The sequence below is a fragment of the Arthrobacter sp. BI5 genome (assembly GCF_056680065.1).
This window is the reverse complement of record NZ_CM155264.1, coordinates 1,241,596-1,260,005: the sequence shown is the minus strand read 5'-3', so window position 1 is coordinate 1,260,005 and position 18,410 is coordinate 1,241,596. Positions and strand designations below refer to the sequence as shown.

At 68.4% G+C, this 18,410-nt stretch carries 12 protein-coding genes and 1 tRNA gene; 1 reads left to right on the top strand and 12 read right to left on the bottom strand.

What is annotated here, in order from left to right; translation table 11 throughout:
• Window positions 1–239 precede the first annotated feature (239 nt).
• From AC1MED_RS05775 to AC1MED_RS05745, 7 genes are all read right to left on the bottom strand, one after another.
• Window positions 240–2,927, bottom strand: coding sequence for a helix-turn-helix transcriptional regulator (locus AC1MED_RS05775; RefSeq protein ID WP_479785936.1), 2,688 nt, complete (start codon window positions 2,925–2,927; stop codon window positions 240–242).
• Window positions 2,928–2,937: 10 nt separating this feature from the next.
• Window positions 2,938–5,481, bottom strand: a complete 2,544-nt coding sequence (locus AC1MED_RS05770; protein ID WP_479785934.1) for a helix-turn-helix transcriptional regulator — start codon at window positions 5,479–5,481, stop codon at window positions 2,938–2,940.
• A 393-nt stretch (window positions 5,482–5,874) separates the two neighbouring features.
• On the bottom strand, window positions 5,875–6,462 hold the full coding sequence (gene pth, locus AC1MED_RS05765; protein WP_479785932.1) for an aminoacyl-tRNA hydrolase: 588 nt from the start codon (window positions 6,460–6,462) through the stop codon (window positions 5,875–5,877).
• A 99-nt stretch (window positions 6,463–6,561) separates the two neighbouring features.
• On the bottom strand, window positions 6,562–7,188 hold the full coding sequence (locus AC1MED_RS05760; protein ID WP_346960590.1) for a 50S ribosomal protein L25/general stress protein Ctc: 627 nt from the start codon (window positions 7,186–7,188) through the stop codon (window positions 6,562–6,564).
• 224 nt (window positions 7,189–7,412) lie between these two features.
• Window positions 7,413–8,393 carry a ribose-phosphate diphosphokinase gene (locus AC1MED_RS05755; RefSeq protein ID WP_346960591.1) on the bottom strand — a complete coding sequence of 327 codons (981 nt, stop codon included), beginning with the start codon at window positions 8,391–8,393 and terminating at the stop codon, window positions 7,413–7,415.
• Window positions 8,394–8,398: 5 nt separating this feature from the next.
• On the bottom strand, window positions 8,399–9,889 hold the full coding sequence (gene glmU / locus AC1MED_RS05750; protein WP_479785930.1) for a bifunctional UDP-N-acetylglucosamine diphosphorylase/glucosamine-1-phosphate N-acetyltransferase GlmU: 1,491 nt from the start codon (window positions 9,887–9,889) through the stop codon (window positions 8,399–8,401).
• A gap of 209 nt (window positions 9,890–10,098) precedes the next feature.
• Window positions 10,099–10,170: transfer RNA gene (locus tag AC1MED_RS05745), tRNA-Gln, on the bottom strand.
• A gap of 199 nt (window positions 10,171–10,369) precedes the next feature.
• Between AC1MED_RS05745 and AC1MED_RS05740 the strand changes: the two genes are divergently transcribed.
• Window positions 10,370–10,969: a TetR/AcrR family transcriptional regulator gene (locus AC1MED_RS05740; protein WP_479786571.1), complete on the top strand. Its 600-nt coding sequence runs from the start codon at window positions 10,370–10,372 to the stop codon at window positions 10,967–10,969.
• 509 nt (window positions 10,970–11,478) lie between these two features.
• On the opposite strand, the gene AC1MED_RS05735 is transcribed toward AC1MED_RS05740, so the two are convergent.
• From AC1MED_RS05735 to AC1MED_RS05715, 5 genes are all read right to left on the bottom strand, one after another.
• The gene (locus tag AC1MED_RS05735) at window positions 11,479–13,308 is read right to left on the bottom strand and encodes an ABC-F family ATP-binding cassette domain-containing protein (protein WP_346959526.1); all 1,830 of its coding nucleotides are present in this window, start codon (window positions 13,306–13,308) and stop codon (window positions 11,479–11,481) included.
• 89 nt (window positions 13,309–13,397) lie between these two features.
• Window positions 13,398–14,360, bottom strand: a complete 963-nt coding sequence (locus AC1MED_RS05730; protein WP_346959525.1) for a 4-(cytidine 5'-diphospho)-2-C-methyl-D-erythritol kinase — start codon at window positions 14,358–14,360, stop codon at window positions 13,398–13,400.
• A 58-nt stretch (window positions 14,361–14,418) separates the two neighbouring features.
• Window positions 14,419–15,330 (bottom strand): 16S rRNA (adenine(1518)-N(6)/adenine(1519)-N(6))-dimethyltransferase RsmA, encoded by a 912-nt coding sequence (gene rsmA, locus AC1MED_RS05725; RefSeq protein WP_479785927.1) that lies wholly within the window; start codon window positions 15,328–15,330, stop codon window positions 14,419–14,421.
• An 82-nt stretch (window positions 15,331–15,412) separates the two neighbouring features.
• Window positions 15,413–16,618, bottom strand: coding sequence for an IS30 family transposase (locus AC1MED_RS05720; RefSeq protein WP_479786569.1), 1,206 nt, complete (start codon window positions 16,616–16,618; stop codon window positions 15,413–15,415).
• Window positions 16,619–17,005: 387 nt separating this feature from the next.
• Window positions 17,006–18,205 carry a ubiquitin-like domain-containing protein gene (locus tag AC1MED_RS05715; protein WP_346959523.1) on the bottom strand — a complete coding sequence of 400 codons (1,200 nt, stop codon included), beginning with the start codon at window positions 18,203–18,205 and terminating at the stop codon, window positions 17,006–17,008.
• Between the last annotated feature and the right edge of the window lie 205 nt (window positions 18,206–18,410).

Sequence of the window (18,410 nt, the reverse complement as noted above, 5' to 3'; positions counted from 1 at the left end):
TTCTTGCTGAAACATAGGAGAGACCTTCGCAATCAATGTTTGACCAGTGATAGCTCCACGCTATGGACTAACCTCCGCGAAGGCATCCGTAGGTAGTACTCGATTACGTGCGGGTACTCTTCCAGTCTCTACGTGGCTGTACTCGGAAACCATCGAGCACCCGGGGGTGGCAAACCAAGTAGTCGCCGGGGGTCTGCAAGTGCCGCCGGGGCGGTGCGCTGCGGCCAAACGGGAAACACTCAGTCCGCGGCCACGCTGCGGAGCTCATCGCGCCCCTTGATGTTGAGCTTCGCGTAGCTGCGGTAAAGATGGCCCTCAACGGTCCGGACCGAGACCTGCAGCTCGGCAGCGATCTGCCGGTCGCTGAGGCCGCGCAACGCCAGCGCCACGATGTCACGTTCCCGGCGGGTCAGCAGCCCGAGGCCGTCGTCCTGGCCCGCCGGCTCCTGGCCGGGGAGGCTCTCGGCGCGGTCCCGGCAGCGCTGCCGCTGCGCCGCTGCCACACGCTCCCGCAGCGTGTCGCCGGCCGCACGGTAGGCGCCGGCAGCGGCGTCGTACGCCAGCGCGGCGAAGCCCCAGAGCTGGGCCTCTTCGCAGCCCCTGGCGGCGTCGTTCAGCTCGGCAGGCCGCCGCGCCTCCAGCGCGCCGGCAAAGCCGCAGACGGCCGCAGCCCGGCGGCCCTCCAGCACCGGCCCGAGCTCGCGCAGCCTCACGGCCGCGTCCTGGTCGCCCAGGGCCAGCCTGAAGCAGAGCGCATCGAACTCCAGTCCCGCAGTGTTGCGGCCGGCGTCGGGCCGTCCCAGCCGCTTGAGCTCTTCCGTCGCGCTGCCGTGACCGTCCAGCCGGGCCTTGCCGTACACCACGGCCATCTCGGCGAGCGTGCGCAGGTAGCGGGACACCGCCGGCCGGGCCGATTCGTAGTCCGACAGGAACTCCGCGGCTTTCTCCCGGGCGCCGGCGTCGGCGGCGGCGGCAAAGGCCATCGCCGCCGTCAGGGAAAACAGCTGCTGCGGGTCGGCGACCCGCAGCGCCTCAAGAGCCGCACGCAGCGTCCGTTTGGCCTCGGCTGCCCTGCCCTGGTACAGCAAAATGATGCCGGTGGCCGCGTGGACCCCGCCGCCGAAGGAGATCAGGCTGGGGCCGAAAGCCGCCACGAATCCGCCCAGCGAGGATTCCGCCGCGCCCCAGTCTCCGCCGTGGATCAGCGCGGTGACGGCACGGACCGCCAGGAAGTCGGAGAGGAAGTACAGCTCGTCGTGGTCGGCGCCCGCCGCGCCAAGGGCAGCGGCGGCCGCAGCGTAGGCACTGTCCGGTTTGCCCTGCACCAACAGCTGCTCCGCTTCAAGGGCAAGCCTGAAGGCCTTCTCGAGGTTGTTGGCCGGCCCGCCGTCGCTCCCGCCCGGGGCATCGCCGTCAGTCCCGCCGTCGCCGCCGGCGCCGCCGGCGAGGGCCAGGACCATGCTGCCGATCGTCCGCACCCGGTCCTTGGTGGCGGCCAGGATGCCTGCGGCGTCGCCGGGATTCTCCCCGGCCAGCCGCTCACCGGCGCCCAGCAGCGCGGTGGCCCGGTGCATGATGTCGGCCGGTGAGTGCCCCAGCGCGGACAGGACCGCAGCCCACAGCAGGGACCCGCTCAGCAGGCCGGCGACCGTCCGTCCCTGGGCGAAATCCGCCTCCAGGATGTCCCGCGCGGCTGCATGGTTTGAGGTGTTGTAGTACGTCCGGGCTATCACCGACCGCGCTGCGAGCTGCAGTTCCGGATCTTTGACCTGGGAAGCGGCCTTGCGGGCCAGTTCGTCTTCGAAGAGCCGGCTGGCCAGCACCGCGGCCCGGAGCAGCTGCCGGTCCTCGACCTCGACACCGCATTCCATGGACCAGCTCACATGGCGCAGGAGCCCCTCGGCCGAGGCCGGTTCCCGGTCCATTAACCGCAGCAGGGCTTGCCGGAGCTGGAGGCTGCGGGCAGGGGAAATCAGGTTCCGGAGGGTGTCGCCGTACACCGAATGCCACAACCGCAGTTCCGGGTCGGGTGCATCGGAGACCCGGATGAGTTCCTGTTCGATCAGGCCGGCAACGGTGGCTTCGTCCACCATGGCTTCAATCAGGCGCCTGGGCACCGGTTCGGCCAGCGCAACGAGGTTCAGGGCCTTCCGTTCCTGGGCTGAGCGCCGCAGCAGCTGCCGGCGGACGACGTCGGTCAGCCGTTCCCCGTGGCTGTTCAGTTGCCGGGTGAGCAGCCACACCCCGTTGCGCTGCAGCAGCGTTCCGTCGCTTTTCGCATCGTCGACCAGGCAGTTCAGCAGCAGCGGGTTACCGGCGGACGCTTCCCAGAGGACCTCGTCGACGGCCGGCAGGACCTGGGGTCCCAGCTCGTGCGCCAGGAGCTCGGTCGTTTGTTCCTTGGTGAGCGGGCGCAGGTCGTGTCTTTCGGCAATCCCCTCGAACCAGAGCTGCAGGAGCGGCTCCGGCAGCCCGGGCCTGGCCGCCGCCCCGACAAGCAGTTTGGCCCAGCCCGCGGCGGCGAGCTCCCCAAGGACACCGGCCGTCGCGTCGTCCAGGTCGTGGGCGTCGTCCACGATCAGCAGTAGCGGCTTCTGGGTCGCCCGCCGCTCCGCTTCGAGGTAGCTCCAGAAGATCCGCAGCACCGCCAACTGGGAAGTGGCATCCTCCACCGGCAGGTCCACGATGAAGGGCGCCAGCACGCCGTACGGCACGTGGCTCAGGGCCGGGCTGCCGTGCAGGCGTACCGGCGTCACTTGGCCGTCAAGCTCCGCGGCGACGGCATCCATCAGCGTCGACTTGCCGATTCCGTGGTCGCCAAGCAGCAAAACGGCGACGTGGGTGCCTCCTTGGAGGGCCTCCACCGCAGAACTGACGTCCTCGGTGCGGCCGGTCAGGGCGCGGTGCTCCTCATCGGCGGGGGCCACCGCGCGGACCCTAGATGAGTCCAAGCAGATCACTCCGTGACGATACCCCGAGCTTGGTGAATACCTGGTACAAATGTCCCTCCACCGTTCGAACCGAAATCCCCACTTCAACGGCGATGTCCTTGTTGGTCACTCCGTTCCCTGCGAGGGCGGCGATTTGCCGTTCCCGTTCCGTCAGCAGGGGCCCCTTGCTCCGGGGCACGATTGGCAGCGCCGGTACCGATTCGGACAGGGATTCCAACATGGTGTGGGCCGCGGTCGCGCTCCCGGCCAGCCCGGCGGACTTGGCAAAGTCGAACGCGAGCGCCGCGCACCGGGCCTGGACGGCGTCGAGCTCAAGGGCAGCGGCCAGGCCGGCGGCCTCAAGCATCGTGACGGCGTCCTTCTTTCGGCTTCCCACCGCCACCACCCGGGAAAGCTCCGCGAGGGGGCCCTGCCGGTGCGCGGCGATGTCTTCCATGAACTGGAAGTCCTTGGCGGTGCCGTTGACGGTGGCGCCCAGCATGCAGATGCCGGCCAGCGTGAAGCGGCCGTTCCGGTAGTGCCGTTCCGCGGCCTGGACCAGCCGGTCCTTGGCGTCCGGATCGCCCAGCCACCGGGAGGCCATGTCCATGCAAAACTCGGTCGAGCTGCTGACCACAAAGCGTGCCGGCCCGTCCGCGGACCGCGCGCGGTCCAGGTACACGGTGGCCTGCACTGAGTTCCCCATCTGCGCGTAGGCGAAGGCCGTGGCGGCGTAGGCCTGGCGCAGCGCGTGCAGGCTGGTCCTGACTTCCAGCTGGGCGATCGCGGCCAGCAGCGGGTCCAGGGCCAGGTGCCCCAGGCCCGCGTAGACATAGGCAAGACCGACGGCGAGGTCGGTGGCGGCGCTGCCGGAATGCAGGCCGTGCCCGGCCCGGCCGCTGGCGTCCTTGAGCATGTCGATGCTCTGCCGCCACTGGCCGGAGAGCAGCAGGACGTTGAACGCCCGCCAGGCGAAGTTTTCGCGGATCCGCGGAACGTTGGACCATTCGCCCAGCTTGCCGCCGATGTCGCGCATCAGCTCGCGCGCCTCAACTTCCTTGCCCGTCACGCACAGCGCTTCCATCAGGATGATCGAGGTCCGGAGCCGGTGGACCGGGTTGAGGGCATCGGCGTCGGCGTCCGTGGCGGCGGCCCGGAGCCGGTCCATCATCGGCTCGTAGTCGCCGATGAAGGACAGGTAGTTAAATTCGCACAGGTCCAGGCAGAGTTCGGCGCGAGCCAGGGCCTTCGTGCCGCCCGGGTCCCCCTCCTCGCGGAATTCCTGCAGCCTCAGTCGGGCCTGCCGGATAACCTCGGGGACCTTCCCGCAACGGTCCTCCAGCCACGCCATGCAGTCGGCCCGGGCCGCGACCAGCTCGGCGAAGGCCTCCGGCCCGAGCCGTTTGATCTGTGCCTCGGAGATGTCGTCGAGCGAGGACATCGCCTGGAGCGGAAGCCCCAGCTGCAGGTACGCCGCGGCTTTCTGCAGCTGCCCCTCCGCCCACTCGCTGTCGCCGGAGCTGATGCTGCCGGCGCATTTGAGCGCGAATTTCGGGTCGAACAGGCGGACGGCCGCCTGGGCGGCGGCCAGCGCGTGGGCCGGCGCCAGCTCGGCATGGCAGTCGTGCGTCCACGCCGCGTAGGCAAGCAGGTCCTCGACAGTGAGCTCCGCCAGCTGGTCTTCCTGGTGGCCGGGAACCTTGTCACGCAGTTCGAGCCGGCGCTCCACGCTGAGCCAGTTCCGGACAATGTCCCCCAAATACCGGTCCCCGAGCGTGACGAAGTGCCGGTCGGTGCGGTCGACGACGATCTGCCCCGCATCTTCCATGTCCGCTATCAGCCCGGGGCCGTACATCCTCGCCAGCCGGGACAGGGACATGGAGCGCGCGCAGGAGAGCACCTCGATGACCTCGCGCGCCTGCGGCGACTCCCTGGCGTACCGCGCCCTGACGATGTCCTCCAGGGCGGTCCTGCCGTCCAGGACGACCTCGTCGACCAGCGTCCACACCGAGCCGGACAGCACCAGGTTGCCCCGTTCGATCTGCTCGGAGACCACGGCCTGCAGCAGGGTGGGGCTGCCGCCCACGAGTTCATGCAGCTGCGTCGCCAGGGCAGTCGAGACCCGGTGTCCAAGGGCGGCCTGGAGCACCTGCTGGGTTTCGATCACGGTCATGTTCGCGAGCCGCACCTCAGCAAGCTGGCCCGAGGTGATGAGCCAGTAGAAGTCGGGCGGCAGGTCGGTGGTGCGCTGCGCGGTGGCGACCAGCCTGGCCGTGCCGGTCTGCAGCAGGTTCAGCAGGACCCCGGTGCTTTGTTCGTCAAGGGAACCCGCGTTGTCCAGCAGGATGATGCACTTTCGACCCGCGGCGTCATTGCGGATCAGCGAGGTGATGCCGTGCAGGATTGCGGTAGGTGATCCGAGGGCGCTTTGCGGCAGCCGGGCCAGGGTGAACGCGAGGCAGCCGTAGGGTGTGGCAGAGCCGGAGCCGGTGGTTCGCAGCTGCAGGGTGAAGACGTCGGAGCCGAAGCCCGCGAGGGCACTGCGCCCCACCAGGGATTTTCCTACGCCTCGGTCCCCCGTGATGACCACACCCATGCTGTCAGGCGCGGTGAGGGCGTTCCGGACGCGGTCAGCGTCGGCACCACGTGCCAGTCCCGACCACGCGTGTCTGTTCACCGCCCCCGCGGCCTCTTGGACTTCGGCAGGTGCCAATGCAATGGAAACATTCCCCCAGCCCAGTGAATCCCTCGACATACAGTTTCCTCTTACCGCTCTGCGGCCGGCAATCCCCAGTCCGTCCGCCTAGAAGTAGCGTAACCCTATCCCCCGACAACAGAGTAGACAGATCATAACGGCATGGCCGGACGCTTGGAAAGGAAATCCGGTCCGTGAGACGGGGCAGGCGGCGTCCGGGTCACCGCGGTCGGGGCGTTGGGGCGGGAGTTACTGGGCTTTCGCGGGGTGAAACTTCTGTTGGGCCGTCTGTAGTCCGTCGCGCACCAGCGCCTCGACGGCGTCGGCTGCAGCGTCGATCAGGAAGGGCAGTTCCTTCTTCTCCGGCGTGGCGAAGTCCCGCAGCACGAAGTCAGCGGTGTCCATCCGGCCCGGCGGCCGACCCACGCCCACCCGCACGCGCAGGTAGTCCTTCGTGGCCAGCGCCTTGGAAATGTCACGAAGGCCGTTGTGGCCGCCCTCGCCGCCGCCGATCTTGAGTTTGACAGTATTAAAGGGAATGTCGATCTCGTCATGGACGGCAATGACGTGGTCCGGCTCGATATCGAAGAACTTCGCCAGCGCGGACACCGGGCCGCCCGAGACGTTCATGTAGCTCATCGGCTTGGCGAGCACCACCCGGGGGCCGCCGATGCCCAGCCGGCCTTCAAGGACCTGCGCCCGCGACTTGTGCGACTTGAAGCCGCCGCCGACCCGGTGCGCCAGTTCGTCGAGCACCATCTGGCCGACGTTGTGCCGGTTGTGGGCGTACTCGGAACCCGGATTGCCGAGGCCTACGATCAGCCAGGTGTCAGTCATGGATCCATCCTTCTTAGGGGCACGGGGTGCGGGGCGCGGGAGCGGAAACGACGGCGGCCGGGCCCCGTAGGGACCCGGCCACCTGAGAATACGCCGGAATTACTCGGCAGCAGCCTCGGAGGACTCTTCGGCTTCCGCGGCTTCGGCGGCCGGGGCCTCGGCGCCGGTCTCTTCTTCCTCGACGGCGATTTCGACGGCCTCGGAGATGTTGACGACCAGGGCTTCGGGGTCGGTCAGCAGCACGGTGCCCTTCGGCAGTACCAGGTCGGACGCGTGGATGTGCTCGCCGGCAGCGCGGCCTTCGACGCTGACCTCGACGGCGGTCGGCACGTGGGTGGCCTCGGCCTCAAGCGAGACGGTGGTCATCTCGAGGTTCTGGACGTTGCCCGGGGCGACGTCGCCGGAAACGTGGACGTTGACGTCGACGGTGACCTTCTCGCCCTTGCGGACGGTCAGCAGGTCCAGGTGCTCGATGATCTGCTTGATCGGGTTGCGCTGGATGTCCTTGACCAGGGCGAGGTGCTCTTCGCCGTTGATGTCCAGGGACAGCAGGGCGTTGGCGGTGCGGACGGCCAGCGTAGTGGCCTTGGCCGGGAGGGTGACGTGGATCGGCTCGGCGCCGTGGCCGTAGATGACGGCCGGGATCTGGTTGGCCATGCGGGCGCGGCGGGCAAAGCCCTTGCCGAATTCGGTGCGTACTTCTGCTGCGAGCTTCTGCTCAGCCATGGGTGTCTCCTCTGGGACTAGCGGTGTTCAGCAAGGGCGGAGGTCTGTCAGCGACCTTCAACGCCGGGCGGCACGGCCGCCCTTCCGAAGGGAGATTCAGACCCAGTCGATAACGGAGACCAGCAGTCCGGCAGTCAAAGCCGGCGCTCTCCCTCGCCAAGGTATCGGATCGAGTTTAGCAGTGCCGGGCCCCGTCGCGAAAACGGGGCCCGGCAGGGCGGCTGCTACGCGTTGCCGTCGAAGAGGCTCGTGACGGAGCCGTCGTCGAACACTTCACGGATGGCCCGGGCGATCAGCGGTGCGATGGACAGCACGGTGAGCTGCGGGAAATGCTTGCTCGCGGAGATCGGCAGGGTGTTGGTGACCACCACTTCGCGGGCTCCGGACTCGGCAAGGCGCTGCGAGGCCGGATCCGAGAACACGGCGTGGGTCGCCGCGATGATGACGTCCTTGGCACCGGCGTTCTTGAGCACCTGGACGGCACCGGAGATGGTTCCGCCGGTGTCGATCATGTCGTCGATCAGCACGCAGGTGCGTCCCTCGATCTGGCCCACGACGGTCTTGGAGACCGCCTGGTTGGGCACCGTGAGGTCGCGGCTCTTGTGCACGAAGGCCAGCGGCGCGCCGCCGAGGCGTTCAGCCCACTGCTCGGCCACGCGGACGCGGCCGGTGTCCGGGGAAACGACCGTGATCTTGTCCGAGCCGACGCGGGTGCGGATGTAGTCCGCGAGGAGCGGGATCGCCATCAGGTGGTCCACGGGGCCGTCGAAGAAGCCCTGGATCTGCGAGGTGTGCAGGTCCACGCTCATGATGCGGTCGGCGCCGGCGGTCTTGTAGAGGTCGGCGACCAGCCGGGCCGAGATCGGCTCGCGGCCGCGGCCCTTCTTGTCCTGCCGGGCGTAGGGGTAGAACGGCGAGACCACGGTGATGCGCTTGGCGGAAGCCCGCTTGAGCGAATCGATCATGATCAGCTGTTCCATGAGCCAGTTGTTCAACGGGGCGGGGTGCGCCTGGATGACGAAGGCGTCGGTGCCGCGGACGCTTTCGCCGGCCCGGACGTAGATCTCGCCGTTGGCGAAGTCGTACGCGTCCAGGGGCAGCAGTTCGGTGCCCAGCTCCTTGGCAATCTCGCGCGCCAGCTCCGGGTGTGCGCGCCCGGCGGCAAGCACCAGCTTCTTCTCGCCGTGTGCCGTAATTTCGCTCATTTTTGCTAGCCCTCTTCTGTCGATGCCGGAGTACTGGAGGATGATGGGGTGGCGCCGGCGGCCTCGGCCAGCGCGGCGGAGATGGAGCCCGGGCGGTGCGAGACGACCCAGCCCTCGGAGTTCCGCTGCTTGGCCAGCGACAGCGCCAGGGCGCCCGCGGGCACGTCGCTGCGGATCACGGCGCCCGCGCCGCTGTACGCGCCGTCGCCGACCTGGACCGGGGCCACGAACACGGTGTTGGAACCGGTCCGCACGCCCGAGCCGATGACCGTACGGTGCTTCTTCTCGCCGTCGTAGTTGGCGGTGATGTTGCCGCAGCCGATGTTGGTGTCCTCGCCGATCTCCGCGTCGCCGGCGTAGCCGAGGTGGGAGAGCTTCGAGCCGCGGCCGATCGTGACGTTCTTGGTTTCGTAGAACGCGCCGATTTTGCCGGTCTCGCCCAGGACGGTGCCGGGGCGCAGGTAGGTGAAGGGGCCGACGCTGGAGTTGGCGCCGATGACGGCGCCGGAACCGTGGGTGCGGACCACCTTGGCGCCCTCACCGATCCGGACGTCGGTCAGCGTGGTGTCCGGGCCGACGACGGCGTCGCGCGCCACGGTGGTGGCGCCGTGCAGCTGGGTGTTGGGCAGCAGGCGGACATCCTCGTCGAGGGCCACCGTGGCGTCGATCCAGGTGGTGGCCGGGTCGACGACGGTGACCCCGGCGCGCATCCAGGCCTCGACGATGCGCCGGTTGTGTTCGGCGCCGAGGGCGGAGAGCTGCACGCGGTCATTCGCGCCTTCAACCTGCCAGCGGTCCTCGGTGACGACCGCGGCGACCCGGCCGCCGGCGGCCAGGGCCAGCGAGAGAACGTCGGTGAGGTACTTCTCGCCCTGGGCGTTGTCGGTGGTGACGTGCGCCAGGGAGTCGCGCAGCGCTGCGGCGTCGAAAGCGTAGATGCCGGAGTTGATCTCCCGGATTTCCCGCTCGGCGTCGCTTGCATCCTTGTGTTCGCGGATGCCGGTGACGGTCCCGTCCGCGCCGCGCAGGATGCGGCCGTAGCCGGTGGCGTCGTCGAGGACGGCTGTGAGCACGGTGACGGCGTTGCCGTCCGCCTCGTGCACGGCGACCAGTTCGGACAGGAGTTCGCCGGTGAGGAGGGGCACGTCGCCGTAGGTGACGACGACGGTGCCGCTCAGCCGGCGTTCGGGGTGCAGCGCGTCGAGGGCCTCGAGGGCGGCTTCGACGGCGCGGCCGGTGCCGGGGACGTCGTCCTGGTCGACGATCAGGGCCTGCGGATCGATCTGGGCGATGTGCGAGGCGACCCGGTCGCGCTCGTGGCGGACCACAAGGGCCAGCTCACGCGGCCGGAGGGCGCGGGCAGCGTGAAGGGCGTGGCCAACGAGGGAGCGTCCGCCGATTTCGTGGAGGATCTTGGGGGTACGGGACTTCATCCGGGTACCGGCACCTGCAGCTAGGACAATGACGGCGGCGGGGCCGGTGTTCTCGGGGCTCACGTACGGGCTCTCCTTGCTCAGTGGCCTGACTCAGTGCCACTGCTCGGTCGATCTCAGTTGACCCGTGGGCGACAGCCAGGTGGTCCACCTCGTTGCCGGCGCCGCGTGTCCGTGCCGGACCGCATTCCGGTCGCGGCAACGTCTTCATCCTACTGGACTGCCGCCGGACCGCGCCCGCCGGGACCGGTCATGCCGGCCGCGCGCGGCAGTTCCGCCCATAGGACTCGAACCTATACTCCACGGCTCCAAAGGCCGGGGTGCTGCCATTACACCAGAGCGGACCGTGCCAGCGCGGCAAGCCGGTGGCACAAGAGACAATTCTGCCACGAAGGATGTTGCTCGTGCGACTCAGCGGCCGGGCGGGCGGCGACGGCTGTAGGGCATGATGGTGCTGTGAGCAACAGCGCAGGCGTGTCCGGAGGGGCGGACCACCGCACCGGCAGGCCGGTGCGGGCGCCGGGCTACATCCCCAGGACGCGGATGACCGGGCCGCAGCGCCGCATCCAGCTGATCGGCATCGGACGGGCACTCTTCGCCCTCCGCGGCCTGGACGGGACCACCCTCGAAGAGATCGCTGCTGCAGCCGGTGTCTCGAAGCCGGTGATATACGAGCACTTCGGCTCCAAGGAGGGCCTCTACACCCAGGTGGTGGAGTACGAGTTCCGGATTTTGCTCGACTCCATCAACGATGCGCTCTCCGGGGAAGCCAAGCCGCGCGTCCAGGTCGAACGGGCTGCCCTGGCACTGCTGGGCTACATCGAGGACCGGACGGACGGGTTCCGGATCCTGATGCGCGATGCCCCGCCGTCGCAGCCCGAGGGCGCGTTCTCGACCCTGCTCTCGCAGGTGACAAAACGGGTGGAGCACATCCTGGCCGACGAGTTCGCGCACCGCGGCTTTGGCTCCGCCGACGGCGCCATGTACGCCCAGATGCTCGTCGGCATGGTGGCGATGACCGGCCAGTGGTGGCAGGAAAGCCGGACCCCGGATAAGCGCGAAGTCGCCGCGCACCTGGTCAACCTCGCCTGGAACGGCCTCACCGGCCTGCAAAAGGACCCGGAACTCCACACCGGGGACTGAGTCTTCCGCCGCACGTGCCCTCACCCGTCCGCGGGACATGCCCTCCCTTGGTCGCGGGAAATGGACATACCGGCACTATGTCCATTCCTGAGCCCGGCCGCGGGGCATGTCCAGCCGTCCTGGTCCGCGGCCGCCCGAGGGACATGCCCTCCCCTGGTCGCGGGCAATGGACATATCGGCACTATGTTCATTCCTGAGCCCGGCCGCTGGGCATGTCCAGCCGTCCCGGTCCGCAGCCACCCGAGGGACATGCCCTCCCCTGGTCGCGGGCAATGGACATATTGGCACTATGTCCGTTCCTGAGCCCGGCCGCTGGGCATGTCCCGTAGTCCTGCAGGGCGGAGGGGGCATGTCCGTTCCTGAGCCCGGCCACTGGGCATGTCCCGTAGTCCTGCAGGGCGGGAGGGGACATGCCCAATGCTGGAGCCGCGGACGGGGCATGTCCCGCAGTAACGCGGGCGCAGGTGCACTCGCCGGCTCCGGCACCCAACGCAGGCCCCGGTGGGGGTTTACTCGCCGAGGACTTCGAGGGCCTCGAGCCATTCGAGTTCGAGGGCCTCGCGTTCGGCGGCGAGTTCCTGGAGCCTGGCGTTCAGGGCGGCGAGCTCGTCGAACTTGGAGGCGTCCCCGGCACCGGCCGTCATCTGGGCGTGGATCTTGTCCTCCTGCTGCTGCAGCTTGCCGAGCTGGCGGTCAATCCGGTTCTTGGCCTTGCGGGCGTCCCGCTTCTCGGCCTCGGACGGTCCGGCGGCCGCGGGGGCCGACGCTCCGCCCGCGGCGGTGACCGGGTTGCCGCCGCCGGTGATGGTGGAGCCGGCCAGCGCCGCCTCGCGCAGTTCGAGGTACTGGTCCACGCCGCGGGGCAGCGCCCGGATCTTGCCGTCGCCCAGCAGTGCCATCTGGTGGTCGGTGACGCGTTCGAGCAGGTAGCGGTCGTGGCTGACGACGACGAGGGTGCCCGGCCAGCCGTCCAGCACGTCCTCGACGGCGGCCAGGGTGTCGGTGTCGAGGTCGTTGGTGGGCTCGTCGAGCATTAGCACGTTGGGCTCCCCCACCAGCAGGCGCAGGAGCTGGAGCCGGCGGCGTTCGCCACCGGAGAGGTCCTTGACCGGAGTCCACTGCTTCTCGTTGGTGAAGCCCAGCTGCTCCACGAGCTGACCGGCGGTGAATTCCTTGCCGCCGACGTTGAACGAGCGCTTTTCGCGCTCGATCACCTCGATGACCCGCAGGTCGGAGACGTCGTCGAGTTCCTTGACCTCCTGGGTCAGGACCGCGGTGACCACTGTCTTGCCCCGTTTCACCTTCCCGGAGCTGGGCTGGATCTCGCCGTTGAGCAGCTTTAGCAGCGTGGTCTTGCCGGCGCCGTTGACGCCCACCAGGCCCAGCCGTTCCCCGGGGGCGAGCCGCAGCGTGATGTTGTCGAAGAGTTTCTGCCCGGCGTCGCCGCCGAGGAAGTCGAGGGAGACGTTCTCGAGGTCCAGGACGTCCTTGCCGAGCCGGGCGGTGGCCATCTTGCTCAGCGCCGTTGAGTCGCGCGGCTCGGGGACGTCCGCGATCAGGGCGTTGGCCGCCTCGATCCGGAACTTCGGCTTGGCCGTGCGCGCCGGGGCGCCGCGCCGGAGCCAGGCCAGTTCCTTCTTCACCAGCTGCTGGCGCTTGCTTTCCATCACGGACGCGGAACGGTCGCGTTCGGCGCGGGCCAGCACATAAGCGGCGTACCCGCCGTCGAACGGGTCCATAATGCCGTCGTGGATTTCCCAGGTCTTGGTACAGACTTCATCGAGGAACCAGCGGTCGTGGGTGACGACGAGGAAGGCGCCCTGGTTGGCCCGCCAGCGGGTCTTCAAGTGCCGGGACAGCCACGCGACGCCCTCGACGTCGAGGTGGTTGGTGGGCTCGTCGAGCATGATGACGTCGTGGTCCTCGATCAGCAGCTTGGCCAGCGCCACGCGCCGCTTCTGCCCGCCGGAGAGGGCATGCACGTTGGCGTGCCAGTCGACGTCGGACACCAGCCCGCCCATGATTTCGCGGATCCGCGGGTTGCGGGCCCATTCGTAGTCGGCCTGGTCCCCGACGATCGCGGCGCCGACGGTGAGGTCGCCGTCGAGCACGTCGCTCTGGTCCAGGTAGCCGATGTTGACTTCGCTGCGTTTGGTCACGCGGCCGGAGTCCGGGGTGGCGCGCATCGCCAGCAGCCGCATCAACGTGGACTTTCCGTCGCCGTTGCGGCCCACCATGCCGATCCGGTCGCCTTCTTCAAGGCCGAGGGTGATGCCGTTGAGGACGGTACGGGTTGCGTACGAGACCGTGAGGTTCTCGCCGCCGAGCAGGTGTGCCACGGGGAACTGCTTTCCTAGAGAAAAATATTGTTAAGCGAAGACGGGCGGACCCCGGCCCGGACGCCGGGCGGATCACGACCACAATCCTCTTAAAGGAGCGTATCGGAGATGATGCGTGCGCCGTGCACCGGGCCGTGGACCGCCAAGGCGTCAAGGCCGTGGTGGCGCAGGTCTTCGGCCAGTCCCTCGGCCGCGGCCGGGCTGTGGGCCAGCAGCGCCACGGTGGGGCCGGAGCCGGAGACGATTCCCGCGATCGCGCCGCAGGATTCACCCAGCCCCAGGACGTCGCGCAGTCCGGGTGCCAGCTCGATCGAGGCGCGCTGCAGGTCGTTGACCAGGACCCGGCTGAGCGCGTCGGCGTCGCCGCTGCGGAGGGCGGCGAGGACACGGGGATCGACGGCGGTGGGCGCCTCGATTTCCACCCCTTCGTCCGCGCGGAGCCGGTCGAGGGTTTTGTAGACCTCCGGGGTGGGCAGGCCGAAGTCCGCGGTGACGAGCACCCAGTCCGTCTGCGCCTTGACCAGCGCCGGGGAGAGCTCGTCGCCCAGGCCAAGTCCGACGGCGGTGCCTCCCAGCAGGGAGAACGGCACGTCGGCTCCGAGCTCGGCGGCGAGGTGGGCCAGTTCGTCCCGGGAGAGCCCGCTGTTCCACAGCGCGTCGCAGGCCAGCAGGGTGGCCGCGGCGTCGGCCGAGCCGCCGCCCATGCCCCCGGCGACGGGAACCCGTTTGGTGATTTCGAGGTGGACGCCGGTGGAGTGCTCCGAGACATCGGCCATGATGGCCGCGGCCTTGTAGGCCAGGTTGCGCTCGTCGAGTGGGATGTCCACGCCGTCCAGGTCCAGGGTGCTGGCCGGGCTGATGCTGACCGTGATCCCGCCGGTGTCCGTGCTGGTGGCGGCGACCTCTTCATACAGGGACACCGCCAGGTACACGCTCGCCACCGAGTGGTAGCCGTCCGCGCGCAGCGGTCCGACATCCAGTGAGACGTTTACTTTGCCGGGTGCCTTGACCCGGACAGTCCTCGCGGAAAAGCGCCCTCTCACTGCGTTCATGGCTCCACGCTATGGCATGGCGGGCTGTGGCTCCAAGCAGGCGCCGCGGCAGCCCCGGTCAGGTGCCGGGCTGGGCGTGCGCTTCGGCGATGCGGGCGAAGGCGGCGATATCAAGGACTTCGCCCCGCGCGGTGGGGTCGACCCCGGCGGCCCGGAGGCAGCGTTCGGCTTCGGCAGCGCTGCCGGCCCAGCCGGCCAGCGCGGCCCGGAGGGTCTTGCGCCGCTGCGCGAAGGCCGCGTCGATCACGGCGAAGACCTGTTCCCGGGTGGCCGTGGTGGCCGGCGGTTCCCGGCGGGTGAAGGCGACGAGTCCGGAGTGGATCTTGGGTGCCGGCCAGAAGACGTTCATTCCGATCACCCCGGCCTTGCGCATGCCGCTGTACCAGGCAGCCTTGACGGACGGGACGCCGTAGGTCTTGGAACCCGGGGGCGCCGCGAGCCGGTCGGCGACCTCGTCCTGGACCATGACCAGGCCGTGCCGCAGGCTCGGGAAGTGCTGCAGCAGGTGCAGGACCACCGGCACCGCTACGTTGTAGGGAAGGTTGGCGACCAGCGCCGTCGGCTGTACCGGAAGCTCGGTCACCTTCATCGCGTCGGCGAGGACCAGATGGAAGTCCGCGACGGCGTCGGGCCGCCACCGGGCGACGGTGGCGGGGAGCTTGCCGGCGAGGACCGGGTCGATCTCGACGGCGACGACCGACTTGGCGGCGTCCAGCAGGCCCAGGGTCAGCGAGCCGAGGCCCGGGCCGACCTCCAGGACCGTCTCGTCAGCGCTGATGTCCGCGGCGGCGACGATCCGCCGGATGGTGTTGCCGTCGATGACGAAGTTCTGGCCCAGCGTCTTGGTGGGGCGGACCCCGATTTCCTCGGCCAGCCTGCGGATGTCGGAGGCGCCCAGGAGCTGCGCGGGGGCGCCGGAGGGCAGGTTCGCGGCAGGCCCGGCCGGGGCGGAGGGGGTCGGTTCAGTCACCTAGGTATCCTATCCCGCGGCGGCAACGCACGAAGGCCGGCCCCGGAGGGCGCTTTCTAGGGGTCGTTGCAACACCTGTTGGTTAGGTGGTTAGTAGTAAATCACGCAAACGCTCGGCTGGAGTTTTCCAGCCGAGCGTTTTGCGTGGGCGGCCGTTGAGTTCCTGGGCGACGTGTTCGAGGTCTTCGGGTCCGTAAACGGAGAGATCAGTGCCTTTGGGGAAGTACTGGCGCAGCAGCCCGTTGGTGTTCTCGTTGGAGCCTCGTTGCCATGGGCTTGCGGGGTCGCAGAAGTAGACCTGCATGTCGGTGGCCATGGTGAAGGATTTGTGTCCTGCCATTTCGGCCCCCTGGTCCCAGGTCAGAGAGCCGCGCAGGTGCTCGGGCAAGGTAGCCATGGTCTTGATTAGTCCGTCGCGGACTGTCTCGGCGGTGTGGTCATTCGGGAGGTGAACGAGCATCACGTAGCGGGTGGTGCGTTCGACCAGGGTCGCGATCGCTGACTGGTTGTGAGCGCCGGTGATGAGGTCTCCTTCCCAGTGGCCTGGGATGGCGCGGTCCTCAATTTCCGGCGGGCGCTCGGAAATCATGACCATCGGGTCCACAAACCTCGGGGTTCGCTGCTCACCGCTTTTCTGAGGTTTGCGGCGGGTCCGGCCGGTGCGGAGCGCTGCCTGCACCTCACGTTTGAGCCCTCCTCGCGCCTGGATGTAGAGGGCCTGATAAATCGTCTCTGGGCTCACGCGCATCTCCGGGTTGTCGGGGAACTCTTCGACCAGCGTGCGGCTGATTTGTTCCGGTGACCAGCGTATGAGCAGTTTGCCCTTCACGTAGTCGCGCAGGTCCGAGTCGACGGAGAGTTTGGCTGTTTTCGGCCGTGCCCGCCGGGCAGCGGCTTTCCGGTGAGCCCCGTGGGGCAGGTAGCCCATCACCGCGTCGGTGTTCCGGCGCAGCTCGCGGCTGATCGATGACGGTGCACGGCCCAGAGTTAGTGCGATTGCCCTGATCGAGGACCCTGCGGCCTGCAGATCCCTGATCAGTTCCCGCTCCTGCACATTCAGGAACCGCGGATCGATGGGCTTCTCCAGCGCCGACACCGGCATCGGAGGAACGGGCACCATTCCGGGCGCAGCAGCGGGCGTGGTCATTGTGGTCACACCTTGTTTGTAATCGACTAGGCGCCCATCCGAGTAAATGCGTCGACCGTTGGACTTACGGATCCCGAGGTCCCACTCCGCCGCGGTCTTAGGATGCACGCCTACCGCCGAGGCCGCCTCCCGCCGGTTCACGCCGGTACCGCGCAGCCGGAAGTACTCATCCCGCCCCGGGTGAGGAGAAGCCCCCGGTTTCCCATGACTTTTCAAGCCGGCTTTACGGACCCAGGCGGCGCAGGTGTCGGGACTGAATCCGAGTTCCCTGGCCGCTGCCCGCGTGCTCCTAAGCCGGTCGAACACGATGAAGAACTGATCCTTCTGGTCCTGCGTGTATTTCTTGCTGGCTCGTGGTTTCCCCGTTAACGACGACACGGTCGTTGCAACTCCCAAAAGTTCTGGGTGTTGCAACGACCGCTAGAAGCCAAGGAGTCGGGACCGGCCTTCGTGGGGCGCTCCGCGGCGGTGGTCAGCCGGTGCGGGAACCGTGGGTGTCTTGCCGGCCGCGCGGGCCGGAGCGGGGTGTCAGCTCGAGGCTGCCCAGCCGCAGCCCCAGGGCTGCAGGCCGCGCTGGGCGTAGACCCGGTTGGCGACGGCGATCTGCTGGGCCTTGCTGGCCTGGCTGGCGTTGGGTGCGTAGGCGCCGCCGCCGGAACCGAGCCAGGTCTGGATGTCGAACTGAAGTCCGCCGTAGTAGCCGTTGCCGGAGTTGATGGACCAGTTGCCGCCGGACTCGCACTGGGCGATCTTGTCCCACATGGCTACGTTCATCATCGCCGGGGCAGCGGCGCCGGTGTTGCCGCCGGTGCTGGCGGCTGCCGTGGCGGCCGCCTCCACTTTGGGCTTTTCCTTGGTGCCGATGCTGACCTTCTCGGTGACCGGCTCGCGGGTGACTTTCTGGGCCACGAGCGTCTTCGAGGCGATACGGCCGTCTACGAGGACCAGCTTGAAGCTCTTGCTGATGCTGCCGGCCACGCCGGCCTGGACGACCTTCTGCTCACCCTTGGGCAGGGCGGAGTCCTCGGCGGTCAGCGTCTCGAACGGGACGGCTTCGGTGGTGGCCGCGGTCTTGGTCACGTCGACGCGGGAGACCTTGACCACCATGTTGTTCACGACCGGGGCGTTGCCGGGCTGCGAGGTGCGGTCGCTGGCACCGAGTTTGACGCCGGCGTCGGCGAGGAGGCCGCCGACGGTTGCCGCCGTCGTGGTGGTCTTCTTGGCTTTGCCGTCCGCCACGAGCGTGACGGCCTTAGGCGTCGTGATGCTCACGAACGAACCGGAGACGGCCAGCTGGGCGTCCTTGGGAACCGAAATCTCCGAGGCGGGGGCGACGCCGAGTTCAGTCACCAGCCCCTCAACGGTCGGGGATGTGGTGTTGATGGTCCGCTCGGCGCCGTCCAGGTTGACCTTGACGGCCTTGGCGAGGTTCACCTTGATGACAGATCCGTCCTGCACATGCGACTCAGCCGAGGGCGACACCTTGTCCGCTGCCTGCAGCTCCACCTTGGCGCCGCGGACCACCTGGCCGACGGTGCCGCCGAAAGTCTGGACGGAGCTCACTTTTCCGTCGACGTTGAGGGTGACCGTCTTGTTGTTGCCAACGAAGGCGACCAGGCCCAGCACGAGTGCCACGAGCACCACCAGCTGCGCACCGACCTTGACGAAGCTGAACTTGCCATCCGATGTGAAGAACTTGACCACGATTGCCCATATCTTTCGGACCATCCGGGCACGGGGAAAAGCGCGCACGTCTCCCCGGCGCAAACACCCCCAAGGGCAGTTCCGGACCAGGTCCGGATATTTGCGGAAAACGCGGGCACCGCCACACTTCCAAACGAGAGCGCACACGTGGATTCCTTGCCACGGTGCGCGCCCTGAGGGAGTGAAATTATCCGAAGGCCTTCCCCGACCCCGGCTAATAGTTGACCAC

Excerpts from the sequence above, each read along its gene's own strand:
- pth (WP_479785932.1), bottom strand. The coding sequence starts at position 6,462 with ATGACTGACACCTGGCTGATCGTAGGCCTCGGCAATCCGGGTTCCGAG.
- AC1MED_RS05760 (WP_346960590.1), bottom strand. The coding sequence starts at position 7,188 with ATGGCTGAGCAGAAGCTCGCAGCAGAAGTACGCACCGAATTCGGCAAG.
- AC1MED_RS05755 (WP_346960591.1), bottom strand. The coding sequence starts at position 8,393 with ATGAGCGAAATTACGGCACACGGCGAGAAGAAGCTGGTGCTTGCCGCC.
- AC1MED_RS05740 (WP_479786571.1), top strand. The coding sequence starts at position 10,370 with ATGACCGGGCCGCAGCGCCGCATCCAGCTGATCGGCATCGGACGGGCA.
- AC1MED_RS05730 (WP_346959525.1), bottom strand. The coding sequence starts at position 14,360 with ATGAACGCAGTGAGAGGGCGCTTTTCCGCGAGGACTGTCCGGGTCAAG.
- AC1MED_RS05715 (WP_346959523.1), bottom strand. The coding sequence starts at position 18,205 with ATGGTCCGAAAGATATGGGCAATCGTGGTCAAGTTCTTCACATCGGAT.